The organism is Escherichia sp. E2586 (assembly GCF_005781105.1).
Lineage (GTDB): Bacteria > Pseudomonadota > Gammaproteobacteria > Enterobacterales > Enterobacteriaceae > Escherichia.
Genome location: NZ_VATN01000041.1, coordinates 1 through 26,372 on the forward strand (window position 1 = coordinate 1; position 26,372 = coordinate 26,372).

The 26,372-nt window shown below is 52.0% G+C and carries 25 protein-coding genes and 1 pseudogene; 3 read left to right on the forward strand and 23 right to left on the reverse strand.

What is annotated here, in order from left to right; all coding sequences use genetic code 11:
• The 23 genes and pseudogenes from FEK50_RS23275 to tssH all read right to left on the reverse strand — a co-directional run.
• A partial coding sequence (locus FEK50_RS23275; RefSeq protein ID WP_138211686.1) for a DUF6531 domain-containing protein occupies positions 1-2,958 on the reverse strand: 2,958 nt, incomplete at its 3' end.
• A 20-nt stretch (positions 2,959-2,978) separates the two neighbouring features.
• Positions 2,979-3,422, reverse strand: coding sequence for a DcrB-related protein (locus FEK50_RS23280; protein WP_131162133.1), 444 nt, complete (start codon positions 3,420-3,422; stop codon positions 2,979-2,981).
• A 23-nt stretch (positions 3,423-3,445) separates the two neighbouring features.
• A complete protein-coding gene (gene tssI / locus FEK50_RS23285; RefSeq protein WP_131162132.1) occupies positions 3,446-5,659 on the reverse strand; it encodes a type VI secretion system tip protein TssI/VgrG in 2,214 nt (737 codons plus the stop codon).
• A gap of 24 nt (positions 5,660-5,683) precedes the next feature.
• Positions 5,684-6,055 carry a hypothetical protein gene (locus FEK50_RS23290; RefSeq protein WP_131162131.1) on the reverse strand — a complete coding sequence of 124 codons (372 nt, stop codon included), beginning with the start codon at positions 6,053-6,055 and terminating at the stop codon, positions 5,684-5,686.
• Positions 6,056-6,270: 215 nt separating this feature from the next.
• Complete coding sequence (locus FEK50_RS23295; protein ID WP_240780275.1) at positions 6,271-6,786, reverse strand: hypothetical protein; 516 nt, start codon at positions 6,784-6,786, stop codon at positions 6,271-6,273.
• Positions 6,787-6,978: 192 nt separating this feature from the next.
• Positions 6,979-7,074, reverse strand: a pseudogene (locus tag FEK50_RS24650) (cytoplasmic protein); the annotation flags it as partial.
• A 42-nt stretch (positions 7,075-7,116) separates the two neighbouring features.
• Positions 7,117-7,590 (reverse strand): hypothetical protein, encoded by a 474-nt coding sequence (locus FEK50_RS23305; RefSeq protein WP_131162130.1) that lies wholly within the window; start codon positions 7,588-7,590, stop codon positions 7,117-7,119.
• Positions 7,575-8,048 (reverse strand): glucosaminidase domain-containing protein, encoded by a 474-nt coding sequence (locus FEK50_RS23310; protein ID WP_346763856.1) that lies wholly within the window; start codon positions 8,046-8,048, stop codon positions 7,575-7,577. The genes FEK50_RS23305 and FEK50_RS23310 overlap by 16 nt, the downstream gene beginning before the upstream one ends.
• A 21-nt stretch (positions 8,049-8,069) precedes the next feature.
• Positions 8,070-8,840, reverse strand: a complete 771-nt coding sequence (locus FEK50_RS23315) for a TagF domain-containing protein (protein ID WP_131162128.1) — start codon at positions 8,838-8,840, stop codon at positions 8,070-8,072.
• Entirely contained in the window at positions 8,840-12,706 is a 3,867-nt protein-coding gene (gene tssM / locus FEK50_RS23320; protein WP_131162127.1) for a type VI secretion system membrane subunit TssM, read from the reverse strand. The genes FEK50_RS23315 and tssM overlap by 1 nt, the downstream gene beginning before the upstream one ends.
• Positions 12,706-12,993 carry a hypothetical protein gene (locus FEK50_RS23325; RefSeq protein ID WP_130209721.1) on the reverse strand — a complete coding sequence of 96 codons (288 nt, stop codon included), beginning with the start codon at positions 12,991-12,993 and terminating at the stop codon, positions 12,706-12,708. Before FEK50_RS23325 ends, tssM begins: the two co-directional genes overlap by 1 nt.
• Complete coding sequence (locus FEK50_RS23330; protein WP_131162126.1) at positions 12,990-13,676, reverse strand: hypothetical protein; 687 nt, start codon at positions 13,674-13,676, stop codon at positions 12,990-12,992. Before FEK50_RS23330 ends, FEK50_RS23325 begins: the two co-directional genes overlap by 4 nt.
• A gap of 7 nt (positions 13,677-13,683) precedes the next feature.
• Entirely contained in the window at positions 13,684-14,985 is a 1,302-nt protein-coding gene (tssL, locus tag FEK50_RS23335) for a type VI secretion system protein TssL, long form (protein WP_131162125.1), read from the reverse strand.
• Positions 14,982-16,325 carry a type VI secretion system baseplate subunit TssK gene (tssK, locus tag FEK50_RS23340; RefSeq protein ID WP_131162124.1) on the reverse strand — a complete coding sequence of 448 codons (1,344 nt, stop codon included), beginning with the start codon at positions 16,323-16,325 and terminating at the stop codon, positions 14,982-14,984. The genes tssL and tssK overlap by 4 nt, the downstream gene beginning before the upstream one ends.
• Before the next feature lie 3 nt (positions 16,326-16,328).
• Positions 16,329-16,862 (reverse strand): type VI secretion system lipoprotein TssJ, encoded by a 534-nt coding sequence (tssJ, locus tag FEK50_RS23345; RefSeq protein WP_130209761.1) that lies wholly within the window; start codon positions 16,860-16,862, stop codon positions 16,329-16,331.
• Positions 16,863-16,929: 67 nt separating this feature from the next.
• Positions 16,930-17,415, reverse strand: a complete 486-nt coding sequence (locus FEK50_RS23350; protein WP_000312804.1) for an Hcp family type VI secretion system effector — start codon at positions 17,413-17,415, stop codon at positions 16,930-16,932.
• A 179-nt stretch (positions 17,416-17,594) separates the two neighbouring features.
• Complete coding sequence (locus tag FEK50_RS24805; protein WP_072018659.1) at positions 17,595-18,047, reverse strand: STY0301 family protein; 453 nt, start codon at positions 18,045-18,047, stop codon at positions 17,595-17,597.
• A 12-nt stretch (positions 18,048-18,059) separates the two neighbouring features.
• Entirely contained in the window at positions 18,060-18,467 is a 408-nt protein-coding gene (locus tag FEK50_RS23360) for a BPSL0067 family protein (RefSeq protein ID WP_131162123.1), read from the reverse strand.
• Between the two features lie 50 nt (positions 18,468-18,517).
• Positions 18,518-20,032: a type VI secretion system contractile sheath large subunit gene (gene tssC / locus FEK50_RS23365; RefSeq protein WP_165489004.1), complete on the reverse strand. Its 1,515-nt coding sequence runs from the start codon at positions 20,030-20,032 to the stop codon at positions 18,518-18,520.
• Positions 20,033-20,056: 24 nt separating this feature from the next.
• Positions 20,057-20,602 carry a type VI secretion system contractile sheath small subunit gene (tssB, locus tag FEK50_RS23370; RefSeq protein WP_130209733.1) on the reverse strand — a complete coding sequence of 182 codons (546 nt, stop codon included), beginning with the start codon at positions 20,600-20,602 and terminating at the stop codon, positions 20,057-20,059.
• A gap of 60 nt (positions 20,603-20,662) precedes the next feature.
• On the reverse strand, positions 20,663-20,953 hold the full coding sequence (locus FEK50_RS23375) for a hypothetical protein (protein ID WP_130209735.1): 291 nt from the start codon (positions 20,951-20,953) through the stop codon (positions 20,663-20,665).
• Positions 20,954-20,955: 2 nt separating this feature from the next.
• Positions 20,956-21,159 carry a hypothetical protein gene (locus tag FEK50_RS23380; RefSeq protein WP_240725786.1) on the reverse strand — a complete coding sequence of 68 codons (204 nt, stop codon included), beginning with the start codon at positions 21,157-21,159 and terminating at the stop codon, positions 20,956-20,958.
• 12 nt (positions 21,160-21,171) lie between these two features.
• A complete protein-coding gene (tssH, locus tag FEK50_RS23385) occupies positions 21,172-23,805 on the reverse strand; it encodes a type VI secretion system ATPase TssH (RefSeq protein WP_131162122.1) in 2,634 nt (877 codons plus the stop codon).
• A gap of 331 nt (positions 23,806-24,136) precedes the next feature.
• On the opposite strand from tssH, the gene tagK reads away from it, so the two are divergent.
• Genes tagK through tssE form a run of 3 tightly spaced genes read left to right on the forward strand, consistent with a single transcriptional unit; the run spans position 24,137 to position 26,359 of the window.
• Complete coding sequence (gene tagK, locus FEK50_RS23390) at positions 24,137-25,051, forward strand: type VI secretion system-associated protein TagK (protein WP_131162121.1); 915 nt, start codon at positions 24,137-24,139, stop codon at positions 25,049-25,051.
• A complete protein-coding gene (locus tag FEK50_RS23395) occupies positions 25,038-25,868 on the forward strand; it encodes a type VI secretion system accessory protein TagJ (protein ID WP_131162120.1) in 831 nt (276 codons plus the stop codon). The genes tagK and FEK50_RS23395 overlap by 14 nt, the downstream gene beginning before the upstream one ends.
• Complete coding sequence (gene tssE / locus FEK50_RS23400; protein WP_130209743.1) at positions 25,865-26,359, forward strand: type VI secretion system baseplate subunit TssE; 495 nt, start codon at positions 25,865-25,867, stop codon at positions 26,357-26,359. Before FEK50_RS23395 ends, tssE begins: the two co-directional genes overlap by 4 nt.
• Positions 26,360-26,372: the final 13 nt, after the last annotated feature.

Sequence of the window (26,372 nt, forward strand, 5' to 3'; positions counted from 1 at the left end):
CAGGCAACCGCGCAGTTTGTCATTGATGCCGCCAACTTCACCGTCCGCATTCCAGATATAGTCCCGCGCCGTCACGCTGTCGTTCTGCGCCGGGGGGTTACCGGTCTGCTGCGGATTCTGGCTGCCGCCTGGCAGGCTGCGCTGCCAGCTTAACCGGTTGTCGGCGTTGTAGCCGCTGAACGTCGCCAGTTTCCCCTGCGTGCGCATCACCTGACGGTGCAGGCTGTCACGCTCATATTCACTGACCGTGATACCGTCCAGTGCCGTCTGGAGCAGATGCCCGCTGCCGTAGTAAAGATGACTGAGGTGCTGCCCGTCCGGCAGGGTAATGTCGGTGGGATTGCCCAGCGCGTCACGCCGGTACTTTATGCTGCCGTGCACGCTGTGCTCTGCCGTCAGCCACCCGCTGCGGTCATAATCAAAGCGCACCCTGTCCGCCTGCATGTGGTGCAGCCGTTCCCCTTCTTCCGTGGGGGTGAGCGTCACTTCCGTTATCTGGTCAAGACGGTTGTAGCTGAAGGTCCGTGTACTGTGCTGCGTGTCACTGCGCAACAGGCGGCCCAGCTCATCACGCTCCTGCCGCTCATTACGCATCCCGCCTTCTGTGCCCTGCGTCTGGATGATGACCGGAAATCCGCCCGCATTCAGCGCAAACATCCGTATCAGGCCGTCCGGGCGCTGTTCTCCCGTCAGCCGTCCGTCGCCGTCGTAGCTGAACCGGTAAAGCGCCCCGTTGCCGTTGCTCAGGCTGGCAATCCATCCCTCCGCGGTATAATGCCAGCGCGTCTCCCGTTTCTCTTCATCCGTATGGAGCGCCAGCAGCCCGCGCGGCGTATACTGCCAGGACTGTACGCTGCCCGTGATGCGACGGTGGCTGCTCAGTAACCCCAGCGCGTTCCAGGTGTAACGGTCCTGCTGTTTACCGGGGTGGCTGACCGTCTCCGGCAGCCCCAGACGGTTATAGCTGATGCGTACCGTTTTCCCTTCCGCGTCCGTCACCGCCGTCAGATTGCCGTCTTCATCGTATTCATAACCCGTGGCGCGCCCCGAACAGTCGGTGTAACGCGTCAGTTGACCGCGCGCATCGCGCGCCAGCGCAACCTCGCCGCCCCGCGCATCCGTGCGGCTGACCGCCAGCCCCTGTTCATCATACCCGTAGCGCGTGACGCGTCCTTCCGGGTCTGTCTCCCGTATCACCTGACCGTGTTCGTTGTAATCCGCCTTCCATACGTGGTCGTCATCCAGTGCCCGGCGCGTGATTTCAGCAAAACTGCCGTTCCACTGCGTCTGTGTCACCCGCCCTGCCGCGTCCGTCTCTTTCACCACCCGGCTCAGGGTATCGTATTCCAGCGTTACCCTGCGTTCGCCGGGGAGTTCCACCTCTACGGGAAAATGGTTTTCGTTGTACCTGAAGCGGTACATTCCGCCGCCCGGCGTCCGGTGAGCAGTCACATACGTATCTTCATCAAACCACCACTGCCACTTCTGCTCCGGCCTGCCAGTTACCACCGTCTGCCCACCAGCAAAATCATAGTGGAACCGGTAATCCTCACCGTCGCTGGTTGAGTGCTCCACCACCCTGGGACCCCCCTCAATCTCTTCCCAGCGGTAGGTACAGGTAAAGCCCGTCGCGTTGCGGTGCTCTGTCATCAGGCCATTTTCATAGGCAAACTGGCGCACCGTCACACCAGCCCCGTTCACCACGCCAGTCAGTTGCCCGTTATCGTCGTAGCGATATTCCACCAGGCTACCGGGACGCCCGCCTTTCACCAGTTCAATATGCGAAAGTCTTTCCCCCGCCGGTGTCATTGTACGGTGCAGTAACAGATGGTGCCCGCTGCTGGAAGCCACCCGCACCAGCCTGCCGTTCTCACGCCCGAAAGCAATTCGCTGCCGGTATGGTGTTTCCATAAAAAGTAACGGCGCGACGCCATGGTCATCAAACTCATCAAACACGTAGTAGCTGCGATCGGTGTAATGCAGCACATAGCGTCCGTCATGCAGGCGGCTAAGGTAAAACTGCTCTTCGGGGTCAAATATCTGGTGACCCGGTGTCAGCATCGCTTTCGGATAACTTAACTCCCGACCTTGTCCGCCAATCAGAGTGATATGTTCCTCATCAGCTCGCAGGGTTATTTCCCAGTTCAGCCGCCATCCTCTGCCCAGCAATCCTTCAGTTTCCAGGTGGCTGGCATAAAAGCGCGAACAGGTAACAGGCAGACGACCCAGCAGGGTGAAATCCGTTTCCGGCAGCAGAATTTTTTGCCCTGTAGTGACATCCACCGGGTTACTGAACAACCCCATAGCGACCTCGGAAACGGCCATCCCGGTAATTTCGCCGCCAATAAATTTGGCCGCGCATTTTGTGCCAAATTTCGACCCCATCTTTGCCGCCTGGCGTGCGGCTCCGGCAAGTCCGCCAAGCATTCCGGCGACCACATACAGCACATCCACCACCTGACGCAGCCAGTCAGGGATTTCCGGGCTGATTTCCAGTACCGTTTGTGTACCACCGCCGAGAAAGACATTGGGGGAGCCGTCCTCAATCACTGCATCACACTCAGTGTGGTCATCCTTGCGGGCAGCTGGCTGGCTGTTGATGTAGATGTTGCCGGAACCCTGGGCAATGCGGATTTCCGGGGAATGGTCTTCGCATATCACCGTACTCAGTACGGCGCGGGCGGCCGGGCGACTGTTGGTGCTGACATTATCAGAACCGGTCAGAATTTTTCCCACTGTGGAATGTATCGAGCGCCCGATGGCTTCTCCCAGTTGCAGGACTCCGGAAGCTATCTGATCAGCCAGAAAACTCAAAATCAGCCCAGCCAAAAAGCCGCAGGTAACAAAAGCAAAGCTGGCGACGGCAATAATGGCGATACCTATGATGGCCCCTATCAAAAACCCGGCAAGGGCGCTGGTGTGGTAGATGGGATCATCCACCCGTGCGGCTTCATACATGACAAAACCTCCCTGTTTTTTTAGCTTTTAGCAGGCTGAAAACTGGTCAACCATGCAGTCCATAGCTGGTCGGTATGCTCATCAAAAGGACGCTGACTGGTCAGCGTCAACACCAGTACCTTTGCTGGCCCGGTGATAAACCCGGCTTGACGCTGGTACACTTCTGTTTTTCCAGAACGATGAGTTGCGAGAATCTGTTCACCTGTCATGGCAGCTTCGCCAGTTCCCGCCAGTGCCGTTCCCCGCGAAAGTACCCGGTGCTGGCCCAGGTTTTTTTTCATCAAGGCTATCTGGCGGTCAATATAGGTGGTCAGATTTTCATCTGGCCTGAGCGTATCGCGGGAAATATTCAGACTGGGAGTTGCCCTCTCATTGCCCGACGGGACGAAGATATTGACGGTGCGATCAAGAAAAATTTCAGGCAGGGCAAAGCTGCCCTCCTGAATACGGTAAAGGCTGGTCATAGATAAAATCCTTTTATTATTTTTTATTCAGAAGCATCCGGAGTGGATAACGGGGCAATATCATCCGCAGTAATGGCTTTTCCGCCATCCGGGTTCATATCAATGCCACTGCCAATGAGTTGCATAACATCGCTGGTGTGCAGTAAAAGTTGTTTTCCGCAAAACTCAATCGAGCCATCCTTGTGTAATACAAGCGCTGCATTGCCGCAACGAAGGGTAAATTGATCGCCAACATCCAGACGATATGTCGTTCCGACATTGATGGTTTGAGCCAGTTTGACGGAAAGACCATCATTTTTTGTGATGGTGGCATTACGGTCTTCTCCCACGCTGATGGTTTCATTTTTGACAATGGTTTTTGTGCGATCGACCATGATCGTGTGGGTTTCATTGTTTTTTACCGTAGTATTCAGGTCTTTTTCCGCGTGGAACTTCACTTCTTCCGCACCAGTTTTATCGTCAAAGCGCAGCATATTTCCGTTAGTCGGCCCTCCCTGCAATGAGTGGCTGAATATCCCACTCTGCGACGCCATGCCCGGCAGCCCCCACGGCGGCATGGTGTCCTGGTTATAGGTGCGCCCCACGATGATGGGCAAATCCGGATCGCCGTTTTTGAAATCCACCAGTACTTCCTGGCCAATACGCGGGATCTGGATCATGCCAAATCCTTTCCCTGCCCACGGATAGCTGACACGGACCCAGCAGGAGCTGTTTTCGTCATTGTTACCGTAACGATCCCAACCAAACTGCAGCTTCACCCGGCCATATTTATCCGTCCAGATTTCCTGCCCCGCCGGGCCGGTGACAATGGCGCTCTGCGGGCCTTTGGTGTGGGGTTTGCTCAGGGTTCGTTGTGGGCGGTAAACTTCGCTGGTGGGGTGCAGTTCAAACGTGGTGACATAGGTAAAATGCTGATCCTGACCGCTGTGCTGCGCATTATCCCGTAAAAACAGCGTGGTCTGTACCAGCAGGTATTCCTGATTAATTTCTGCCGTCGGGTGATTCATCAATGTAAAGGTGTACCCGGTCATGAGGGTACGGATATGACCGGCCCCATGTGCCCGGCTGCCTGGGCTGCGCTGCGCTTCCATACGAATGCGCGTCAGCATCTCGCCTTCGCCCGTAGTGAAGTAATCACCAGGCCATTCGTAATGCTCGTATTCAGCATGACCGGTATCACGCGGACTGGCCACGGTACTTTTAAGCAGCGAACGAGGCTTCATAAAATCAAAATCGTCCATCACCCACTTTCCAGTACGCAGCCTCTCACTGGCCGTAATGGTGTGGATAAATTCCTTATCCAGTTTCAGCCCTTCCTGGTGCCACTCCACCAGCGGCGAGTCAGGGCACGCTTTATGACCATTGATGGCATCCGCCAGCACCAGCGTGTGGCTGTTCTCGCTGTGCTCAAACCACCAGTAAATCCCCCATTCCTGCATCAGGCGCTGGATGAAATCGAAGTCGGTTTCACCATACTGCACCTGCCAGGCGCGGGGTGGATAATTTTCCACCAGCCGCTTTTCCACCGGAAAAGAATATTCATCCAGTACTTCATCGAGAATATCCACCACGGTTTTATTCTGGAACGCTTTGTAGTCGCTGGTGTGGGTCAGCAGCTTCAGCCACGGCTCAATGCGTAATTCATACGTTACCGAACGGCCCTCATGGCCGACCACCCTCGCCGCCGTCACCAGCCCGCTGATATACCGTTTTCCGCCACCGTCCAGTTCGATACTGATGCACAGGTCTTTGCCCACCATGGGCTGAAGCGGCAGGTTAGCAGCGGGGGAAACGTACCCCAGGTTCAGGGCGTCCGGCGTTTTAAGCTGTACTGTGTAGGAAAACAGATTCCCAAGCCCTTCCGAACCATTCATGCCTGCAAACAAAAGCATCTGCGGCGGCACCGCACTACCACTTACTGTGACGTTATGCGCGCCCGGACCACCGGCTGCAATCGACGCCGCCGCATCCTGAACTGCACCAGCCATATCCGATATCCCTGCTGCTGCAGCGGCAGCCTGAGCAGCAGCTACTGCGGCTTTAACCAGACCTGACGGTTCCGGCAACGCACCAAACAGGTCCGCCGCGGCCTGTTCTGCCATCTGCTCGGCTGCATCAGCTACATCGGTTGCGGCTGAACCAGGGCTTATACCACCACTTTCTCTGGCTATAAGTGGCGTGGAGATAGCTGGCCCACCGTTACTGCCAGATTTATTACCCGTAGATACAAAACTCATGATATTTATTCCTTTAATATCGGATTAGAATTTAGCGCCCGGCTGCCAGAAAAAATAAGAAATAACCCGCCACTGTCCATCTTTATAATGAAAAAAACATGTCAGATTTAAATCCCCCCGCAAATGCCAAAACATTTCTTTGATGGGGATATTTCTGAATTCAGGATTTGTTGAGCGATAGGTACTTTCAATTTCTATATAATATTCGCCTACAAGTTTATAACGAGGCTTTATAAATTCATACGCTGGCTGACCATAGTTATTTAATAGAACATTCTCTTCAACTCTATTATACACACCACTCGCATTCAGATAAGCATGTACAGGAATATCAGGCATGCTATTTTTCGCCCCACCCACTATCAAAAAAATAATCACAGCGTATATTAGTTTCATTTTTTTACGCTTTTCACAAAAAAATTAGAACCCGGAACCATTCTATTTAACCGCTCAATGACATTTCCCATATAACGAGAGCGCAGTTCCATACCAATATTCATTAACGCACTGGCGTCCCCAGAGAATGGTGTAGTTGCTTTATCTGCATCATCACTATAGTATTCATCAGTAAGATATCCAATAATATGCCCAAGCTCGTGAGACAGCCCTATTTACTCATGGCAAATTTTTGATGAACCAAGGCATTTAGCTGCTGCAACTATATCTTTAGAGTCAAGTTCAACGTATCGACTATTCCAGACAATGGAACTCTGACGAAAACTATTTGGATCATCATTATCAATTTTAAACACCACCACATCCCAATACCCATGCCGATCAGTCTGAATTATTTCTATTGTGAAAGATAAATCCTTACCATTAAACTTACTGACAAACTCAGACTTCCCAGAAACGGATAAAAAAATCTTATTATTCCATGTTTGATTAATGACAAAAATAACTTTCCCATGAAAGGCATTTTTCTCCATATCTGTCCAATCAGTTTTTGCATCCCATCTTTTTATCCAATTATATTTCCATCTGAGCAACAATGAGATTGCACCATTTTCACGGTCAATTTTTAAATCTCCCCAGGCATCATTGTCCCTGATATATCGTTTATCCAGCATTAAGTCGTCATAAGCATCGTATGCCTGCTGAATAGCCTCATCCTGAGAGTTACCCATGTTCACCTCCTTATATTGCTATATATCCAATAAACCTGAAGATGCTTGCTTACCCACCAACGCAGATGGGACCAAGAGTAGCCTGAAGTAAACAGATAGCAATCAACTTGAAGTTCATGGGTATATTTGTTTCCCCATCTGCACGTTTATCGTCATATTTTTGTATAGCTATTCTCAGCATTCGTGGGCACATTATTTTTTCTCCAGTCGCAAAGCATCCACATACCGCCCCTTGCTGTTCTGCTGCCAGAACCATCCATGCCCCTGCTGCGCCTGCGTTAACATTTTTGCTAGCCAGCACGGTCACGGCAGGCAATTCCATGACATGTACTACTCATCCGTACAACCCAGCCCCCGGCGCTGAACCACTTCACTGGCAAACGTTGCTCCGGTTTTTTTCATTATTCCTTTTTGTATTTTTTGCAGCGCGGGAAATGAGATTCTCCTGCATGAATACTCTTCCCATATATCACCAGTTACAGGGCTAACTGAAAATAGTCCCCACACATCTGTCGCACCGGCGGAAGGAGAATCATAACCTACCCCAAAACTAAAATACCCAGGATGAAACAGGTTACCTTTTTTATCTTTCAGAGAACCGTCAAGAAAAACCCCAGACAATTCCACATTATATTTTTCATTTTTTAGTGAAAAAACCAATAATGCCTGCGCCTGTGTTTCAGTAAGACCTGACTGGTTAACATTCGTTAGATCAAACCGCGGCACATTCCTGATAAGCATTTCAGCACAACAATTCACGGACACGACCATGAAAAGCAATACTGATATTAATTTACAGGACATGTTATTCTCCGCTTAACCATATTAATCACCCCCACTAACTCACTAGCATAACCGGTATGGCCGCCATTACTGTTTTTACCTGAATTAAAACCAGAATCAATCAATGCCTGCGCAAATTGCTCCGGAGATTTTTTATTTCTGACCGCATTACCAAATCGGATTGCAAAGGACTTTCCGCTAGTTGAAAAAGAGGTATAAGTGGCAACCCACACTTGATTACTCCCCAGCGGGTGAACCTGTCCTGACGGTAAAGGAGCCGGACCATGCATGGAAAAGTAGTTATTGTATTCTGTCGCGATTCGACCCTGCCCGTAAAAGGACTCCTTTGCGGCAAGCCCCAGGGTATTTTCTACGGGAACATCAAGTTGTTTAGCGATTAATTCACATTCTTTCAGATATTGCTGTACAAACCTTACTGCACCAGCGTTATTACAGGCTTTATCATAAGAACCAATGATTCACTCCTCATCTGATTATTTTTAATGCTGCCGGATATCCAGCCGCAGCGCATCCACATACCGCCCTTCGCTGTTCTGCTGCCAGAACCAGCCCTGTCCTTGCTGTGCCTGCGCAAGCATTTTGTCCGGCCAGCCCGGCCATGGCAGATGACGCACACCGGGCAGCTCCACTACCGGCGCGTCCGGCAGGTCGGTCAGTTCCCGACTGCGCTGCGGTACACGTTGCAAGCCGCGCAACCACTGTGCCCAGCGCGGCCCCGGTCGCCATAGCACCCACAACTGGTCGGTCTGCTCCGCCAGTCGCCCGCAGCGTTCTGTCTGTGGTGAGACATGAGCTGCCGTCAACTGCGCCAGCCAGTACAGCCAGCCCTGCGTGTCATCCAGGCTCTCTTCCAGCCATTCTCGCCCGGCACGCTGGTAAATCACCAGCGGCCACGGTCTGCCCGTACTGTCTCGCGATGCGGTCAATACTCCGGTCAGCCACTCATCACGCCCGCCAATGGATAAAAATCCCGGCGACAGAACAAAACTCCACGGCAATGGGTGGTGTTCCGGCAGCGCCGTTTTCTCACGCGGTGACAGGTGCATCCAACCGTCATTTATTCCGGCCTTCGCATCATCCGTTCCTTCCGGCAGAACAATATGCCGCCCCTGCCCCAGCCACGTCTGCTGGTTCAGCCACGCCTGCCACACCTGCCCTTCGTTCGCACTCACCCGCCAGCGTACATAGTCCCGCTGATCCGGTAGTCTGCCAAACATCGCCGGAGCCGATACTGCCGTAGCACGGCGCATCAGAGAATCCTCGTAGGGCAACTGAAGTTTTGCAGCAGCTCGCGATCCACCGGGTCAAAATCCCGTCCGGCGGTGATTTCCAGCACCACCCGCCGCCCGTCGAAGTTATACTCCACCTGCTGTGTTCCCCGTACCGCCGTCTCCTGCGACTTACCCGCATCCAGCAGGTGAAACAGCGCCCACGGTCCATTAGTCAGTAGCGTTGAGGTGTCCTGGCGAATGCGCGGGCTGGCGGTGATTTCTGCCATTGAGCCGTTGCGCGGCCCCGGCCAGTTCACTTTTAGCGGCCTGACCGGGCCATGAGCGTAACGCAGCACCTGGCCGTCGATATCAATCACCAGTTCAGTGATTGCAGGGTCCATATCCACGACGCGGACCTGCATCGCCCAGGAAAACTTTTTCCCGCCTTCCCCATTAAAAAAAACGCTGCGGATCTGTTTCGCCTCCTGAAATGGCATCAGGTCCGGTCCCTGTAAGGTCATGTTGCCTTCGGTCGGTTTGTAGCGCCACGGGTTGCTGGCGGTATCCGCCAGCGGGGCCAGTTGCTTCGTCCAGAAGGCATCCAGCACACCGCCGCTAGCAAAGATACGGTTAAAATCGTCCGCGCTGACTTCCTGCGGGCTGTCGGTGAAGGGGTAGCGCCCGTCAATGGCATCACGGCACTCATCGCCGATCACCGCTTCCATCTGCGCGTTCAGCACTTCACCGGTGCCGGCGTTGATCTTTCGCGTTCCCTGCTGCGTGAGCTCCAGCAGAATATTTTTCAGCGGTGCGGGCAGTTTTGCCGCTTCCAGTTGTAGTTTCTCCGCCGCCGAAATGCGGCCCGGTAATGTGCTCGCGGCCAATGCACTGTCGGCGATAGTGAGCTGGGTGTAATACTCATTGAGCATCGTCAGCAGCGAATTTAACTGCGGCGCCCCGCCCCCCTGTCCACTGTCCGTCCGCCCGGAAACCACTTCTCGCAGAGCGGCGAAACGGTCATCCACCAGCGATTTTTCCAGCCGCTCTTCCGGGTGGATATCCTGCAACAGCTTTGCCGTCTGCACTGCTTTTCCCGCATTACCGGAGAGCCGGTCCTGCGCGCGCTGGGCCATCTGTTTTTGTCTGGCCTGCGCATCCAGCGGCGGTACCAGCGTGGTCTGCTCCACCACCGCTTTACTCAGGCGCATCAGAGGTGAGTCAGGCGAGGCCAGTGTGCGAAGCACCTGAAGGTCATACGCCAGTCCGGGACTACTGTCTTCGCCGGCACTGTTGATGCTGTGAATACTAGCCAGAAAATCCTGCCAGTGGCGGGCATATTCAGCCAGGTACAGGCGGCGTACCTCACGGGTAACAGGGAGTTCCTGCCCCGGCAACTGGCTCATCACAATATCAGTCGTTTTTTTTTGCGCGTTTTCCCGGCCCATTACCCAAGCGTCGTCCGCTGATGCGGAGGCGACAAACTCCGACAGCCGTTTGTCGAACAGTTCCCGGTAGCCTTCGCGAGTAAAGATGCCGGGCACGCCCCTATCCAGCGGCGCGCCATCCGTGCGGACAAAAACCGTCCCCGCATCCGCGCCCACCGCGCGAACCAGCGAAAACTCCTGCGGTGCTTCGCTCTCCATGGAAGCCAGGGCTCGAGTATAGATACGCTCGGTGCTGGTATGACCGTCAAGGAAAGCCCGCGCCATGCGGATCAGTCCCTCATCTTTGTCATAAGGCGAATGCACCACGCGGCTGCCGTCAAACAGGGCGTCGATATGTTCCAGCACCCCTGCACGGCCGCCGAACTCCGCCACGCTATCGCGGTTTTCCAGATCGTTCAGTACCCAGGTGTGGATCTCCGCTGCGTTGTATTTGTCCTCGTGGTCTTTATCAAGATTCAGCAGCAGATAAACATGCAGAGCGTCATACGCGGCTTTGCTGTCCTGACGAGCAATGGCATCTGAAAGCACATATTCCATGCGCTTCACCAGTGGCGGCAACAGGAGTTGGTCCAGCAGGCGGTCATACAAGGATGCCACGCTCTCCATCACTGGCGGAACGCTGTAAAGACCATAACGCCAGACCAACGGCGGTGAGTCCGGGTCCAGCCCCGGCCAGGCAGAGAGCGCCCGCGCCTGGTTCAACAGGACTGGGACAGGCTGCATAGCAGGTTTTCCGGTATAGGCTTTGACGTCACCATCCAGTTGGACCGTCCTGCTGGCGATTTCATTCAGATAGCCGCTGTTACCCTGCTGGCTGCCCTGCATTCCCTGCCACAACCAGAAAGCCAACGCTAGTACCAGCAGATGCCCGCCAGTACGCAGCAGGCGATAACGCCAGGCCCATTGAAGATTCGGCTCCACCAGGTGTGCTTCACGGAAGATAAACTGGGTCAGTAGATCATGCAGAAAATAGCTGCGGTTGCCGTCCGGTAAGGTATGAGAAGGTGACTCCACTTTCCCTTTGATCGCCCGGACAAAGCGCTGCCAGATGCCCGTCTGATCGGCCACCGCGTCTGCCTGCGCCTGTGCGGCGCTGGTAAAAAATACGCCGCGTAGGGTGTTGTTAAGCTGGGTGGCGTCAAATTTTGAATCGAGAAAAATTTGTTCAATGGCTTCCAGCAGCGGCGCGCCCAGCGCGGAAAATTCGCGCGGAAAGCGGTAGAGCCGTTGACGGCTTTTAAGGTCGTACTCTTCCTGCAACCGGGTATCCAGCCCCTGATCCAGCCGCAGCGTCAGATTTGCCAGTTCCTGGCCACAGAGCGCATGCAACGACTGCGGATCGCTGGCGTGACGCCTGCGGCTGTATGGCAGGGTGAAGCCCCAAACCTGGGCGCGCAGGTGACTGGTCAGCCCACGGAAATACTCCGTAAAGCCCGGCAGCAGATCCATCTTAGTGACAACCAGATAAACCGGGAAACGAATACCCAGCGTCTCACGCAGTTCAGCCAGCCGCGCACGCAGAGCCGCACAGGCAGCCAGTCGTTCCGCCGGGGACTGCGCGGTCAGATCCGCCACGTTTAGCGTCAGGATAACGCCGTTCAGCGGCGCTCCAGGACGGTGTTTGCGCAGCAGCCCCAGAAAGCCCTGCCATTCCCCTGCGTTGCGCTGGGTTGCACTGATTTCACCGCCATCATCGTGGCGGGCATAGCGCCCGGCGGTGTCGATAAGCACCGCCTCGTTGGTAAACCACCAGTCGCAGTGCAGCGTGCCGCCGCCCGGCACGGTGAGGATATGCGCGGTCTGCTCCATCTGCTCCGCCAGCGGAAACTGTAGCCCGGTGTTAAGCAGCGCGGTGGTTTTACCATCGCCGGGGCTGCCGATAACCATAAACCACGGCAGCTCGTACAGAAAACGCTTTCCTTCCATGACTTTACGCCAGCCGGGCAGGTCTACGCGCAGTTGTTTCAGTTGCCGGATGGCGCGAGTGACAATATGGCTGACGGTACGCAGGTCGGCTTTAATTTCCCCTGCCACAGGTACGTCTTCCCCACGCGGATGCAGGAAACGGCGTAGCAGTTGTTCATCCAGACGCAGCGCTCGCCACAGCCGGTACAGGCCATACAGCGCATAAGACAGAAGGATCAGGCCGATAAGCGTCAGACGCAGCCACAGCGGCGCAAATGGATGAACATCACCGAAGGCCAGCAACGGTGAGACAAAGCCGATAACCAGGCACAGAACCGTAATGCCAATGATGCTCATAGACCAGTTAACCAGCCACAGTGCGAGGAACATCAGTAACAGAACGATGGTGACTACCCGACTTCCCACGGACGCGAGCGGATGCAGGGTGTCAAACGCCACCAGCGGCCCAATAAACCAGATCAGCAACGCCAGCATCACCACGCCAACAATGGCCAGCGCGCGGCGAGAAAACAGCATACTGAGAAATTTTTGCATTATTGTTCAGAACTCCATGCGATAATCAGTAATAGCAAAATGCCCAGGGCTGAAACCCCCTTTCCTGTACGCGATACTGAAAGAAAATAAAGAACAATCTGAATAGCCACTGAAATAGAATAAATTAATTTTCTGATTACATCTCTATTTCCATTTCCCTGAGGTAATGCTGTTATTGAAGGGTCCATATCCTGCATCCACTGGTACTCACTCCCGGAAAAAAGCATGATAGTGACCAATCCCATAATAAATAATAACCACCCTGATATCTGAATTATTTTTCTCATGAAGACTTCCAGATAGTTATTAATAAACTAGAGAAATGTAACCAGTTATTTATAATAAAATCGCCATAGCTGGTATCTTCCTTTATTTTTTCCAGACTAAGGGAAACACCCCGATTATAACGAGCTCCAATAATTCTTATTTGTTCTTTTGTCAGGTGAGGTAAGGATACCTGAAAACCATCTTTTTCAGCCAATTGATAAAGATGTCTTGCAGCTAATTGTATATTAAACACATCATGCTGGAGACAATTTGCCAGCTCACGCAACTGAGAGTTGTCCATTTTAGTCTCATCAAGCCCGAGTGTTCTGGCTGCAGTTCGCAATTGCATACTCACCGCACCAAAAGAAGTTTTTTCTGGTTTCGAAGCGATTGTGATATGTTCATCAACCCATTCAGGCCCACTCCAACTCATAGCACGAAATTCAAATGCCAGCGTGTCTATAATCTGAGGATCTCCCCCTACTTCAATCCAACAAACTCCAGCAAGTAAGGGGGCAGGTAAATGCCAGGCATTTGCAGCTGCATTGATCAAAAGACAGTTATGCTTCACCCAACCATCTTTAAAATAACGCCCAAATGCTACGCCTCCCCCCCATTTTTTAGGCGCCAGTTTCCAGAATATAAATTCTGTTACTCCCCACACTGGCGAATGGTTAGACGCATTACACTCTAGCTTTTCCATTATTAATTCACTCCACCACCAGAATTTCCACCCGGCGATTCTGCGCTCGTCCAGTTTTAGTACTATTATCAGCCACCGGCATAGTATCCCCTTTACCGACACCCCGAATTCGGCTAGCCGGAACGCCACCAGATGTCAGCAGCGAAGCTACTTCTGCCGCACGTTTTTCCGACAACACCTGGTTGGACGGGAAATCAGCGGAGTGGATCGGTTGGCTGTCGGTATGTCCGGTCACCGTCACGGCACCGCCCACACGCGCAATCTCCCGCGCGGCCTTATCAATCACCGGGCGCAACGTGTCATTCACGGTTTTCTGCCCCGGTACAAACATCGTGTCGCCACGGAATACCACCCGACTGTGGTGCTCATCTTCCTCAACCGTTAGCAGGCCACGCGCGATTTCGTTCGCCAGCAGGATTTTCAGCCGCAGTTTGTGCACCGGAACGGGCGGTGGCGGCAGGTGTTTACCTATGGCGTCGATACGTTGCTGTACGGTTTCTGTGGCGAGATCCATCCGGTGGCTATAAAGGCCAAATACCGTCAGCATCACCAACAGAGCTATTCCTGCACTCAGCCAGACCGGCATCCGGCGCATCCGCCGCATCCGTCCGCTGACGGCACCGGTAAACCCCGGTGAGAGCGTCGGCGTTATCGGATCGCGGCGCTGGACCAATTGGGTCAACAGTTGCTGACGGATATCGTCCAGTTGCTTACGCCCGTCGGGCCGAACGCTGTAGCGGCCTTCAAAACCCAGCCCCAGAATGTGGTATATGATTTCCAGCACATCGCTGTGCTCCTGGAAACTTGCGGCCAGACGCCCAATTATCTGAAATAGCTTGATGCCGCCTTCACTTTCGCCATGAAAAGTAACCAGCAGGCTTTTTCCAGCCCAAACACCACGACGCCCCCAGGTGGTGTTGTTGGCTGCTTCGTCAAGCGACGTACACAGGCAATAGCGCACCGCCAGCACATGTTCGCGCCGCAGGTTTGCCTGATCACACAGCGTCTGGTATCTACGAACTTCACGCTCCAGTAGGACACGGTAATGTTCGACAAAACCAGGGGAAAGTTCGCGGGGCATTTGCGCCAGTGCGCATAGCAACGGGCTGGCCGCTGCCAGTAGAGGATTCACGGCAGCAGTAATTTCGGCCAGACGAAGCTTCATATCCGGGCCATCTTCAACCACCACCTTTATATCTTCCCCACGAAGACTGTCCTGGATGTCATTATCAGGCGACTTTGTGCCACCCACTGATGGCTGGAATGACAGGGTATTCACCGCAGGTGGCGTCAGAATCTCGTCGGTCATTTATCGCGAACTCCCCACAACTCCAACTCCAGCCCCGGAAATTCTCCGGCGGTGTGCATCGCCATACCGCCATAGCGGGCGATATGTTCCCACAGCACACTGTCGCGGCGGATGTCGTAATAGATGTAGCCAGCCTGGAACGGGATCTGACGCGGCGGCACCGGCAATACCTGTAAAGCAAGACCCGGCAGGTGCGAGCGAATCAATTCCGGCAGGCGTTCGGACGGCCCTATTTTGGTCTGGGCCGAAAAATGTTGCAGTAAGGTGTCTGCGGACATATGCGCCTTCACCGCCAACACTAATGAGCTGAAATCTGACAGTTCGGAAGGCTCAACCACCGCATTGAGAATACCGTAAGTTCCCTCCTCCAGAGTGATTCGCTGCGCTCCGCGGATCAGCACAGCATTCAGCAGGTACTGCACCTCATCCACTACCGATTTCAGCCCGGCATAGGGCGTCAGGTGCTTATATTCTTTATATTCTTCCGGACGGCGCGTCTGTGGCCGCACGTAGGTAGAGAGTTCCCCAGCCAGTTCACACAGGTTCCGATAGAGCACTTCCGGCGACAGCGGCGTTTTCGCCATATGAATCAGTAAGGGGCCGAAACGATTGAGAATTTGCAGAAGCAGGTAATCCGATACCTCTGCCGCCTCATGGCCGTGTTTATCGCTGCCCGTCAACCGTTGCGCCAGTGAATCTGCGCGCATTTTTATCAAATCGTTGATCCACGATAGCCACGTACATATCAGTGTGCTTGCCTGGTAATTTGCCACCGGCGGGATCAGATCGTTGTCAAGCTCGATGCGTCCATCAGGATGTATCGTCGTAATGCGCGTCAGGGGCAAACCGATCCACGCATCTGTCACCGCCTTTTCCGGCAACAGTCGCAGGCGCAGGTGGCTAAGTTGCAACAGTTGTGCGCCGCGCCCCAGAGAGTTGGCATCGCGGATTTCATTTTCATGCACCGAAAAGCGTGCCAGTGATTCCGGGTTATTGCCGAAGCTGGTTTCTTCACTGTTCGGCGTACGTATTGGCACTGCCAGATAAATCAACTGGTTAAGGTGCTCTGGTAGGATGGTCAGAGGCGGCGGTAGTGGTGTGTGACCCGGCGCATTAAACGGCGTACCGTCGGCAAACACTCCGGAAGCCTTCGTGAGTACCAGTTTTCCGATGTTCAGCGCCTCACTATCAATGCCGTATTCACTGAAGCCCCAGAAAAAAGGCGAAAGCGGCAAACTGCGGTAATGAATGATATGTTCCAGATAGCGTTCCTGCTGCTGAAACATCTGTGGCAGCAAAAATTGTCCTTCACTCCAGACCACACGGTTATTCCAACTCATAATTTACTCATCCCGTTCTTTAATCACTATAGCGCTTTGCTCTATACCGGCATCCAGTTCGACTTTTTTCTTCGGCATAAAGCGGCTGTACCAGCTTTTTTCCGGGGGATCAGGAATTTTATACGTGGCCCGCCAGACTGATTTTCCCAGATTGCGATAGCCGGCGAGGATCCCCAGTGCCATGGTTTCTTTATTGAGAGCACGACGCAGCTTTTTCTCCTCGCCCGGGCGCAAGATAAAGCTGTCGCGGTGGAGTAAATCATCGGCAAGAACAGCTTTGTCATTGTCCTGAAGGGACCACCAGTCCGCCGCTATGAAAGCTGCATCATTTTTCAGTTCATAAACGCGTATCTCTATGGGCGCGGCTTTTTTCTGATTGTCAGGATTCACCTTATCGGAAGCCTTAACCACCAGATCGAGTCTTTGTGACATCAGCTCCGGCACATCGTCGCTGTCAATGCTGCACCCGGAAAGCAGGCAGACAAAAGACAAAGCTACCGCACATAACCACCCACCGGGGTTACGCCATTTATTCACTGTAATTTCCTTTAAAATCAAATAATAAAAACCGGCCAGGCTATATACCTGGCCGGGAAAATATTGCTTAAATTTCTTTGTTAGCTTTGAAATCGTAACCTGCCGTGATAGTGCCGCCACTGCCACCCTGCTGGTTCTGCACCACGTATTCCTGCTTCACGGTGCTGAAAGAGAGTTCGACTCTCTCGCGGGAGGCGATCTCACCCTCCTTACTACCACTGGGGGAAACAACAGCCACAATCAGGTCAGTGAAGGTATATTTGAGGTATTCCAGCGGATTGCCGCCTGCTTTGCGCATGACAAGGATGGACTTCGGAATATGCTTACCAGAGGCGCAGTATTTGAACAGGTTCGGGCTAGCGCGATCGATGTAATGTTCAAACTCCAGGTTAGTCACGGAGACTTTGCCGGATCCCAGACCGCTACCTGCGTGCATGGTGGACTCCTGGTGGATATTCCAGCGCCAGCTCAGCACCTCAATTTCATTTTTATGTTTGTCATCCATTGACTCGCCGTCAATGCCGTCAATTTTCAGAAAAATATCATAAGCCATTTTCATTTCCTTATTAAGAATTACTTAAAATAATCCCTGGTTTATCTTCGCATATGAATTCAGGTAAACCATGGCCGTACAGCCCCCCCTCTCCTTAATTTCAGAAGAATAGAAGGCTATATAATTTCCGGTAATGAGATACCGGCACGTCATTAATTCACAAAATGAATGTATTACTTCTATTTACATGTCACAGATACCGATGACTCTCCTGGTACCCGCTGCCCCGGCAAAGAAGATGCCTGGCACTGTGTCGCCAATGCAGGGACCGGTTGTGATAACCAAACCTGTCCATGGTTATAAATACAGGAAACCCAGTAACGTTCACTATTCTGATTACTGGCCATTGTGGTATCCCATATTTGCCTGGTTTCACCCTTTATTGTCTCTGTCTCTGGTTTTAGATCCACCCGATTTTCAGGTTTTCCCTGCGACATCCCTACCCCGTCCAACCACAGACGGGGTTCATAGCGGGAAGATCTCTGCCACGATGCAGATATATCTGGCTCCAGTACTGTTGTTGAGGATTTTATATTGATAAACACGGGGCAACTGACTTCCCACGCAGTAACAAATTGTGAATAAAACAACATAAAACCCAACAACAGAGAAAAAATAAAACGTGTCCCCATTGAATCTATCCTCTACTCAATAATATAAAAAGCTTCCGCATTATTACTGGCATCAGGATATGTTCCATCGCTGCGCATTCCACCTTTTCGGGAAATAGGGCGTGCAGAGACTTTCGTGGTTTTACCTGTCCACTGGTCCATAACATAAATATACTGACTATCCTGTTCCAGATAGAAAGCGGCATGCTTATGCTCATTCTGCCTCGAGGGATACTTTCCGTTAACAAAAGTGGCAATTGCTGTTCCTCTGGGGATCGATTTATCCCCAAAAACCTTTTGCCCCTGCTTCCAGGCTCCAGTATTCCCCACATGTGCATATACCTGAACTAAGAACACACATTCCTTTCTGTCTCCTGCCCCCGCCATTCCCACCATGTCAGTGCCCTGCAATGAATCTACCAGTCCATAAACATATGCCATATATCCCCCAGAGTATTACCCGGCATCATTCATTAAAATATTCATAAAAATCAGGCATTACCCTGTTTTACTGACGGCAGTTTTGTCACCAGACGCAGTGATCCTGTTAACCCTTCAAGCTGAAAATGCGGGCGCAGGAAGAATTTGGCGTCGTAATAGCCCGGATTCCCCTCCACCTCTTCCACCACCACTTCGGCAGCTGCCAGCGGGCGGCGAGCTTTGGTTTCCTGCGAGGAGTTCACCGGATCGGCATCAACGTAGTTCATGATCCATTCATTGAGCCAGCGCTGCATATCTTCACGCTCTTTGAACGAGCCGATCTTGTCGCGCACGATACATTTGAGGAAGTGCGCAAACCGTGAACAGGCGAACAGATATGGCAAACGAGCTGAGAGATTGGCATTGGCCGTTGCGTCCGGATCGTAATACTCTTGCGGTTTTTGCAGAGACTGCGCGCCAATAAAGGCTGCGTAATCAGAGTTTTTACGGTGGATAAGTGGGATAAAACCATTTTTCGCCAGTTCAGCTTCACGACGGTCAGAGATGGCAATTTCTGTCGGGCATTTCATATCCACGCCGCCGTCATCGGTCGGGAAGGTATGACAGGGCAGATTTTCCACCGCTCCACCAGATTCCACACCACGGATCAACGTACACCAACCGTAATGTTTGAAAGAACGGTTGATATTTACACCCATTGCATAGGCGGCATTGCTCCAGACATATTTGCTGTGGTCTGCGCCATCTGCATCTTCTTCAAAATCAAACTCATCGACAGGGTTTGTTTTCGCACCATAAGGCAAACGGGAGAGAAAACGTGGCATCGTCAGGCCAATGTAGCGAGAATCCTCACTTTTTCGCAGCGAGTTCCACGGTGCGTATTCGAGGTTTTGGGTCACAATTTTGGTCAGGTCACGCGGATTAGCCAGTTCCTGCCAGGAGTCCATCTGTAACACTGACGGAGAGGCCCCGGCAATAAACGGCGCATGGGCTGAGGCTGCCACTTTGGCAATGGAGCCGAGCAGATCCACATCCGGTGGTGTGTGATCAAAATAATAATCCGCAATAATACAACCGTAAGGTTCTCCGCCTAACTGCCCATATTCGGCCTCATACAACTTTTTGAACATGGGGCTTTGATCCCACGCGATCCCTTTGTAACGCTTCATATTTTTCCGCAATTCATCCTTCGAAAGGTTCATAAAGCGGATTTTTAATTTTTCATCGGTTTCGGTGTTGTAAACCAAATGTTCCATCCCACGCCAGGAGGACTCCAGTTTCTGAAATTCCGGATGACTCAGGATTAGTTTGATCTGCTCAGTTAATTTGAAATCGATCTGCTCAATAATTGCAGCAATACTTTTATAAGCATCATCACTAACAGTGACCGTATTTGTCAGAGCCTGTTGGGCCAGCGTCTGAACTGCCGCCTCAACTGCCTTTGCAGCCTGAGGAGTCTTGGGACGGAAGGCTTTATCCAGCAGCGAATCAAATTCCGTTTCCTGATAGGCAGTGGTTTGCGCAGCAGAGAGGTCGCCAGTCGCCAGAAGAGTATCGTTTACCATGAAAGTTCCTTAATAAAATCGCAGTTAGTCTGCTGTTCCCGTTTCACCTGATAAGACACTTTCCTGTTGAACGACAGGTTTTGGCGCGCTGGCCAGAGCTTTCAGTAACGTCGGGTCTTGTAATAGTTTGTTGATCAGATTTTCTGCTCCCGCTTTACCATCCATGTAGGTTTGCAGGTTGGCAAGCTGAGTACGTGCTTCCAGCAGCTGGTTCAGGGCATCCACCTTACGGGCAATCTGCGCAGGCGAGAAATCGTCCATATTCTCCAGCGTGATATCGACCATTAACTGCCCTTCGCCCGTCAGCGTATTGGGGACAGCAAACGCCACGCGCGGCGCGATGGCTTTCATACGTTCATTAAAGTTATCGATATCAATATCAAGGAATTTACGGTCGGTGACCGATGGCAGCTCTTCACGTGGTTTACCGGCCAGATCGGCCAGCACTGCCATGACAAACGGCAGCTCGATTTTTTTCTCGGAGCCGTAAATCTCAACGTCATACTCAATCTGCACTCGGGGCGCTCGGTTGCGGGCAATAAACTTCTGCGCGCTATTGTTGATAGCCATAATCCTTCATTTCCTTATCAGTCAGCCGACGACACCAGGGGAGTGGTCCGACGGTACAGTTTAAAAATCATACGCAGAGAGTATTTTTATAATCTCTTTGTTTTCTTTGTACTTTTCCCGCAGCACAGGGAGTGATTTCTTCGCCGGAGGACACCAGGTATCAACCCCCTTTTCGATGTCTCTTTTATCCTTCTCTGGTAAAGAACTGTCCCATTCACCAGCAAGATGCTGGCACATTTCCGCATCACTCAGAAAATGCTGCACATCCTGTGGTAAAGGCGGTTCCCCCTGAACACAGAAAGCGAACATCATTAACAGAAATGTCCACAACGCCGAATAACGAAAAGTCATATTTAATGTCCATCAATTGACCCGTGCATGAGATATGCTCTGGCAGGAGGACGATATGTTGCAGAAATACGGCCCCTTGAATGCGCATTACCAGACGCGCGCAAGAAATTATCAACCGATGCACGAAAAGCTCCCTGCAAATCATTGGTGGAAGAACTTCCAGTAAAGCGACTGACCCACAGTGCACCACTTAATTCTTTTGCCATAAGGATGCTCCATTAATCCGTTTCAAAAATAACCTGTTCATCGTCATCAACACGAATGCGGATTTGCGTGATGGCAGTTTTCTCTGTCATCGCCTGCAACCAGTAACGGGACAGTTGTGGGAGGATATGTTGTTCGATATAGCCGATGAGCAAACGAGCGCCGGTTTCGTGCATCGGGCAGCGCGACACAATATGCGTAATCAGTTCATCGCCATACACCAGTGAAACACCATGCTGCTCCACCATTCGATCTTTCAGCCTATCGAGATGCAGACGGGCAATAACGCCACGCGCCGTCTCATCCAGCGGTAAATAAGGAATAACCGTCACACGCCCCAAGAAAGCCGCCGGGAAGTGTTTGCGTAGCTCTGGCATTAACGCCTCTTTTAACCCTGCCGAATCGGGCATCAGCGCCGGATCCTCACAGAGTTGGCTGATAAGTTCTGCCCCAGCATTAGTAGTCAACAATAACGTGGTATTTTTGAAATCGATGTGAACACCTTCGCCGTCCTCCATCGCTCCTTTATCGAATACCTGGTAGAACAACTCGTGTACGTCGTGATGGGCTTTTTCAATTTCATCCAGCAGCACCACACTCCAGGGGTGACGGCGTACGGCTTCCGTCAGCACGCCACCTTCGCCATAGCCCACGTAGCCGGGCGGAGCCCCCTTCAGCGTGGAGACGGTGTGCGACTCCTGAAACTCGCTCATATTGATGGTGATCAGGTTCTGCTCACCACCATAGATAGATTCCGCCAACGCCAGCGCGGTTTCGGTCTTACCGACACCAGACGGCCCGGCAAGTAAAAATACCCCTACTGGTTTACGCGGATCAGCTAAACCAGCCCGCGCGGTCTGGATTCGCTCGCCAATCTGTGCCAGCGCGTCCATCTGTCCGGTAACACGCTGCGCCAGACGTGCGGGTAGTTCCAGAATCTGGCTGGCCTCATCTTTCACCATGCGGCCGGCGGGAATACCGGTCCAGTCGGAGACAATGGCGGCGACTACTGCCGCATTGACTTCCGGGAAAACGACGGGGTTTTCGCCCTGCCAACCTCTTAATGCCACTTCCGACTGTTGCAACGCGGTTTCGTCATGCTCGTCAGGTTCTGCTGAACGTTGTTTTTGTAAGGTATGAACCAACTCCAGTTCCTGCTGCCAGCGCTCTTCGGTGTCAGAAAGGTCTGTATTCAATGATGCGATCCGTGTCGCCAGTGTGTCGCCCCGCTCTGCGCGGATACCCATTTTTTCCTGCTTTAATAACAACTCCCGCTCCAGTTCGGCAGCGTTGAGCTGCTGACGCAAATACTGGACTTTCGCAGGCGGGGTATGGAGCGACAACGCCACACGGGCCGCCGCCGTATCCAGCAGACTAATGGCCTTATCCGGTAGCTGCCGGGCCGGAATGTAACGGTGAGAAAGCTGTACAGCGGCGCGCACGGCCTCATCAAGGATCAGGACGTCATGGTGTTTTTCCAGCGTGTTGACTAACCCGCGGACCATCTCAACAGCAGCAACCTCTTCCGGCTCTGCGACCTGTAACACCTGAAAACGCCGGGTCAATGCTGGATCTTTCTCAATATGCCGTTTGTACTCACTCCAGGTGGTTGCGCCGATGGTGCGCAGGCTGCCGCGCGCCAGCGCCGGTTTCAGCAGGTTGGCGGCGTCACCTGTACCGGATGAACCACCAGCGCCCACCAGGGTGTGAACTTCATCGACAAACAAAATCACCGGCTGCGGTGAGCGCGCAGCTTCTGCCAGCAGCGCCTTCAGACGGGATTCAAATTCGCCCTTCATGGACGCCCCGGCTAGCAACGCCCCGACATCCAGCGACAGCAGCCGTACATTACGCAATGAAGGCGGCACTTCACTCTTAACAATCGCCAGCGCGAATCCCTCCACCACTGCCGTTTTCCCAACGCCGGCCTCACCGGTTAGCAGGGGATTATTCTGGCGACGACGCAGTAGAATATCCGTCATGGTACGGATCTCGTGCCCGCGACCGGTGACCGGATCGATACCACCTTCACGCGCCAGTGCTGTCATGTCCTGGCAGTATTTCGCCAATGCGGATTTGCTCCCGGCTGATTCGCTCGGAAATACCTGACTTGCTTCCCCCGGAACAGCAGAATTCAAATCCGAACCGTCATATGGCATTTCTGTTATTTCAGGAGATGATGTGATTAAAGATGGAAGAGTATCTAACAATTCATCTACCGGCAGCGCAGCTAGTGGCGCACAGATCTTTTTTAACACTCGATATAATTCTGGTGTGGTTAACCAGGCAAGTAGTAACCAACCACTACGAATTTTTTGATCACCAAAGCGGATACTTGCCAACATCCAGGCTTTCTCAACAGAAAGATCGATGTGGTGGGAAAAATCGCTAATTACACTCGCGCCGGAAGGTAATATATTCAATTGCTGAATTAACGCCGTCTCAACATCAGAAGATGTTATTTGGTAATGTCGAAGTACATTGTGAATATCATTCTCTGGTTGTTGTATTAGCTGATGCAACCAATGTATCAGTTCGACATAAGGGTTAGCGCGCAATTTACAGAACGTTGTCGCAGATTCTAAAGACCGAAATAAAGGTCTTGTTAGCTTTCCGTATAGCGCACTGCGTGAAACAGGAGTGTCCATCTGTTACACCTAATGATGTAAAAACATATAAATGATACATAAATATAAATGTACCGATTAAGATTTCTAATTAATAGAATTATCAAAATCTCAGATTGAAACAATGATGCATATCACAGAATGCAATGTAATATAACGGTTAGTATCTTTTTCATGATGATTTTCAATACAAAAAGTTAATTGAATTCATATAATGAATATATATCAGCAATAATCACCATTATATATTTACGAGAAAATTAATATTGATAAAGCAAATTAATCAGCGTTACTTATCTAAAAAATATAAATAATTACTCTATTAAAAAAACACTCTATACAGTGATACGTAATGAAACAAAATATTACCTGGGGACTGCAAAAAATACAGGGGCACGGAGTTACCGATGGCACCATTTACGCCACTGCAGGAACACAGATTATCTTCACAGTCAAAGCGCCATGGAGCCCTGTTTTTGATGTGGAGGAGGATACAAAGATTGCTCTCAGCCTGACTCGCCACGAAGAGGCATGGTGGATAATCAATCTGTCCGATGAATATTGTTGCACGGTAAATGACCTGATTGTGGAGCCACATCACCGTATGCGCCTGAATGAAGGGGACCTGATTGAATGGGGGTTATCTTCTTGGTGTCTTGTCCGGGACAATCCGATGTCTCCTGATCCATGCGAGAAAAAAACGGCACTGCAGCCTGTCATTTCGCCTGAAACAACAACCGAATATCTCGATCTCGACTGGTTTCGACAACAACAACAGCAGCAGCAAAATCCGTTCGATATTATTCCGGTTCATGGCGCAGTCGCTACTGAAGGCACCCCAGATTCAGATACCCCACTAACCTTGCTTTATCAGGAATACCGACAGGCGTTGTTGTCTCCTGAACAAGATATTCATCGTCATGCCGATCCTTTCCCCCTTAATGGAGAGGGTGGCACGCAGGAGTTGTCTTCATTGCGTGATCTGGTCACTGAAGCCGATACATTACAGGATATGGTCACTGGCGGGTTAAGTATTGACGCTATTCTCGATGTACTGGATGCCACCGGTGAAGGAGAAACTACCTGGCCTACCAAAAAGACTCCTCCTGATATCCTGCATCTGCTTTCTCCTGAATACAAACCGGAGGCAGTGCATAACGCCATTCTGCCCGATCTGACGCAGCGAGAGCACCGTGTCATCGGCATTGACAGCCATTACCGGATAAACCCGGCACAACACGGAGATATCACTCATGACAAACAATAACGTGCTACCGGCTACCTTGTCGGCGCTGCTGCGAGACTATTCCGTGGCAGAGAGCATTCAACTGGCGGAACACCAGGTAAAGATGCACCCGGCACAGGCTTCACGTCGGCACAGCCTGTTTCAGTTATTGTGCGCAATCGGTGACTGGTCGCGGGCGCTGCAACAAATTCAACTGTGCGCCCGAGTGGACGCCAATTATGCTCGCGAGGCACAGGTATTTGGCGAGCTGATCCGCTGTGAAATATACCGTCACTCCTGCTTTCAGGGCGAACAGCGTCCCGGTTTTATTCTCCCACCACTCGCCTGGATGGAGGATTTACTGGCTGCTCTCGCCTGTAACGCCCGCGGCGAAGTGCAGGAAGCCGATGCCAACCGCAGCCACGCGCTTGAAGCTATAACAGACACCACCGGGCAGTGGAATGGCGGCGTATTCGACTGGATAAGCGACAGTGACTCGCGTACCAGCCCGGTGCTGGAACTGGTCGCTGGTGGCGTGTATATCTGGCTGCCATTTTCGCAAATTCGTTCACTGAAATCCCCCCTGCCGGCTAATCTGACAGATCTAATCTGGAAACCCGTCAATATCACACTTCACAACGGCGACACACACAGCGCCTGGCTGTTTTCTCGCTACAGTGGTTCTGAAAGCGCTGCTGATACCTTGCGTCTGTGCCGGGAAACCACCTGGCAGGATGGGCCTGGAGAAACTCTGGTTACGGCGTTAGGACAAAAAATGTGGCTCACCAGCCACGGCGATATCAGCCTGCTGGATATGACCTCTTGTACCTTTAATACACCCGAAAGCAGTGACGCATGAGCGCCTCTCGTTTGCGCCAAAGCAACCACCTGATGCCTACATTGTTTGATCGACTGTGTGACGATGCCCCGCAGCAGAAGCGCGATCACGATATCAGCGTCAGTTCAGTCCAGTTCAAGGAGATCATCCGCCGGGATTTGTCATTTTTACTCAACACCGTCAGTCATGAAGATGATATTGATGCCACTCGTTACCCAGAGGCGGCAGCTTCTGTTCTGAACTACGGCCTGCCTCCACTGGCAGGCAGCTTTCTGTATGAACACAAGTGGGACGATATCCGCAGGGCTATTTTACGCACGATTACTCGATTTGAACCCCGGCTGAAAGCATCCACCCTGCAAATAATTCCACTACAGGATGAACAACGCCAGAGTGGCCATAACACATTACAGTTTGAAATTCGTGGCGAAATCCTTACGCAGCCGTATCCGACGGCATTCCGGGTACGCAGCGCGTTGGATATGGAACAGAGCCGCATTACGTTTTTTTAATATAGAGGGTGAC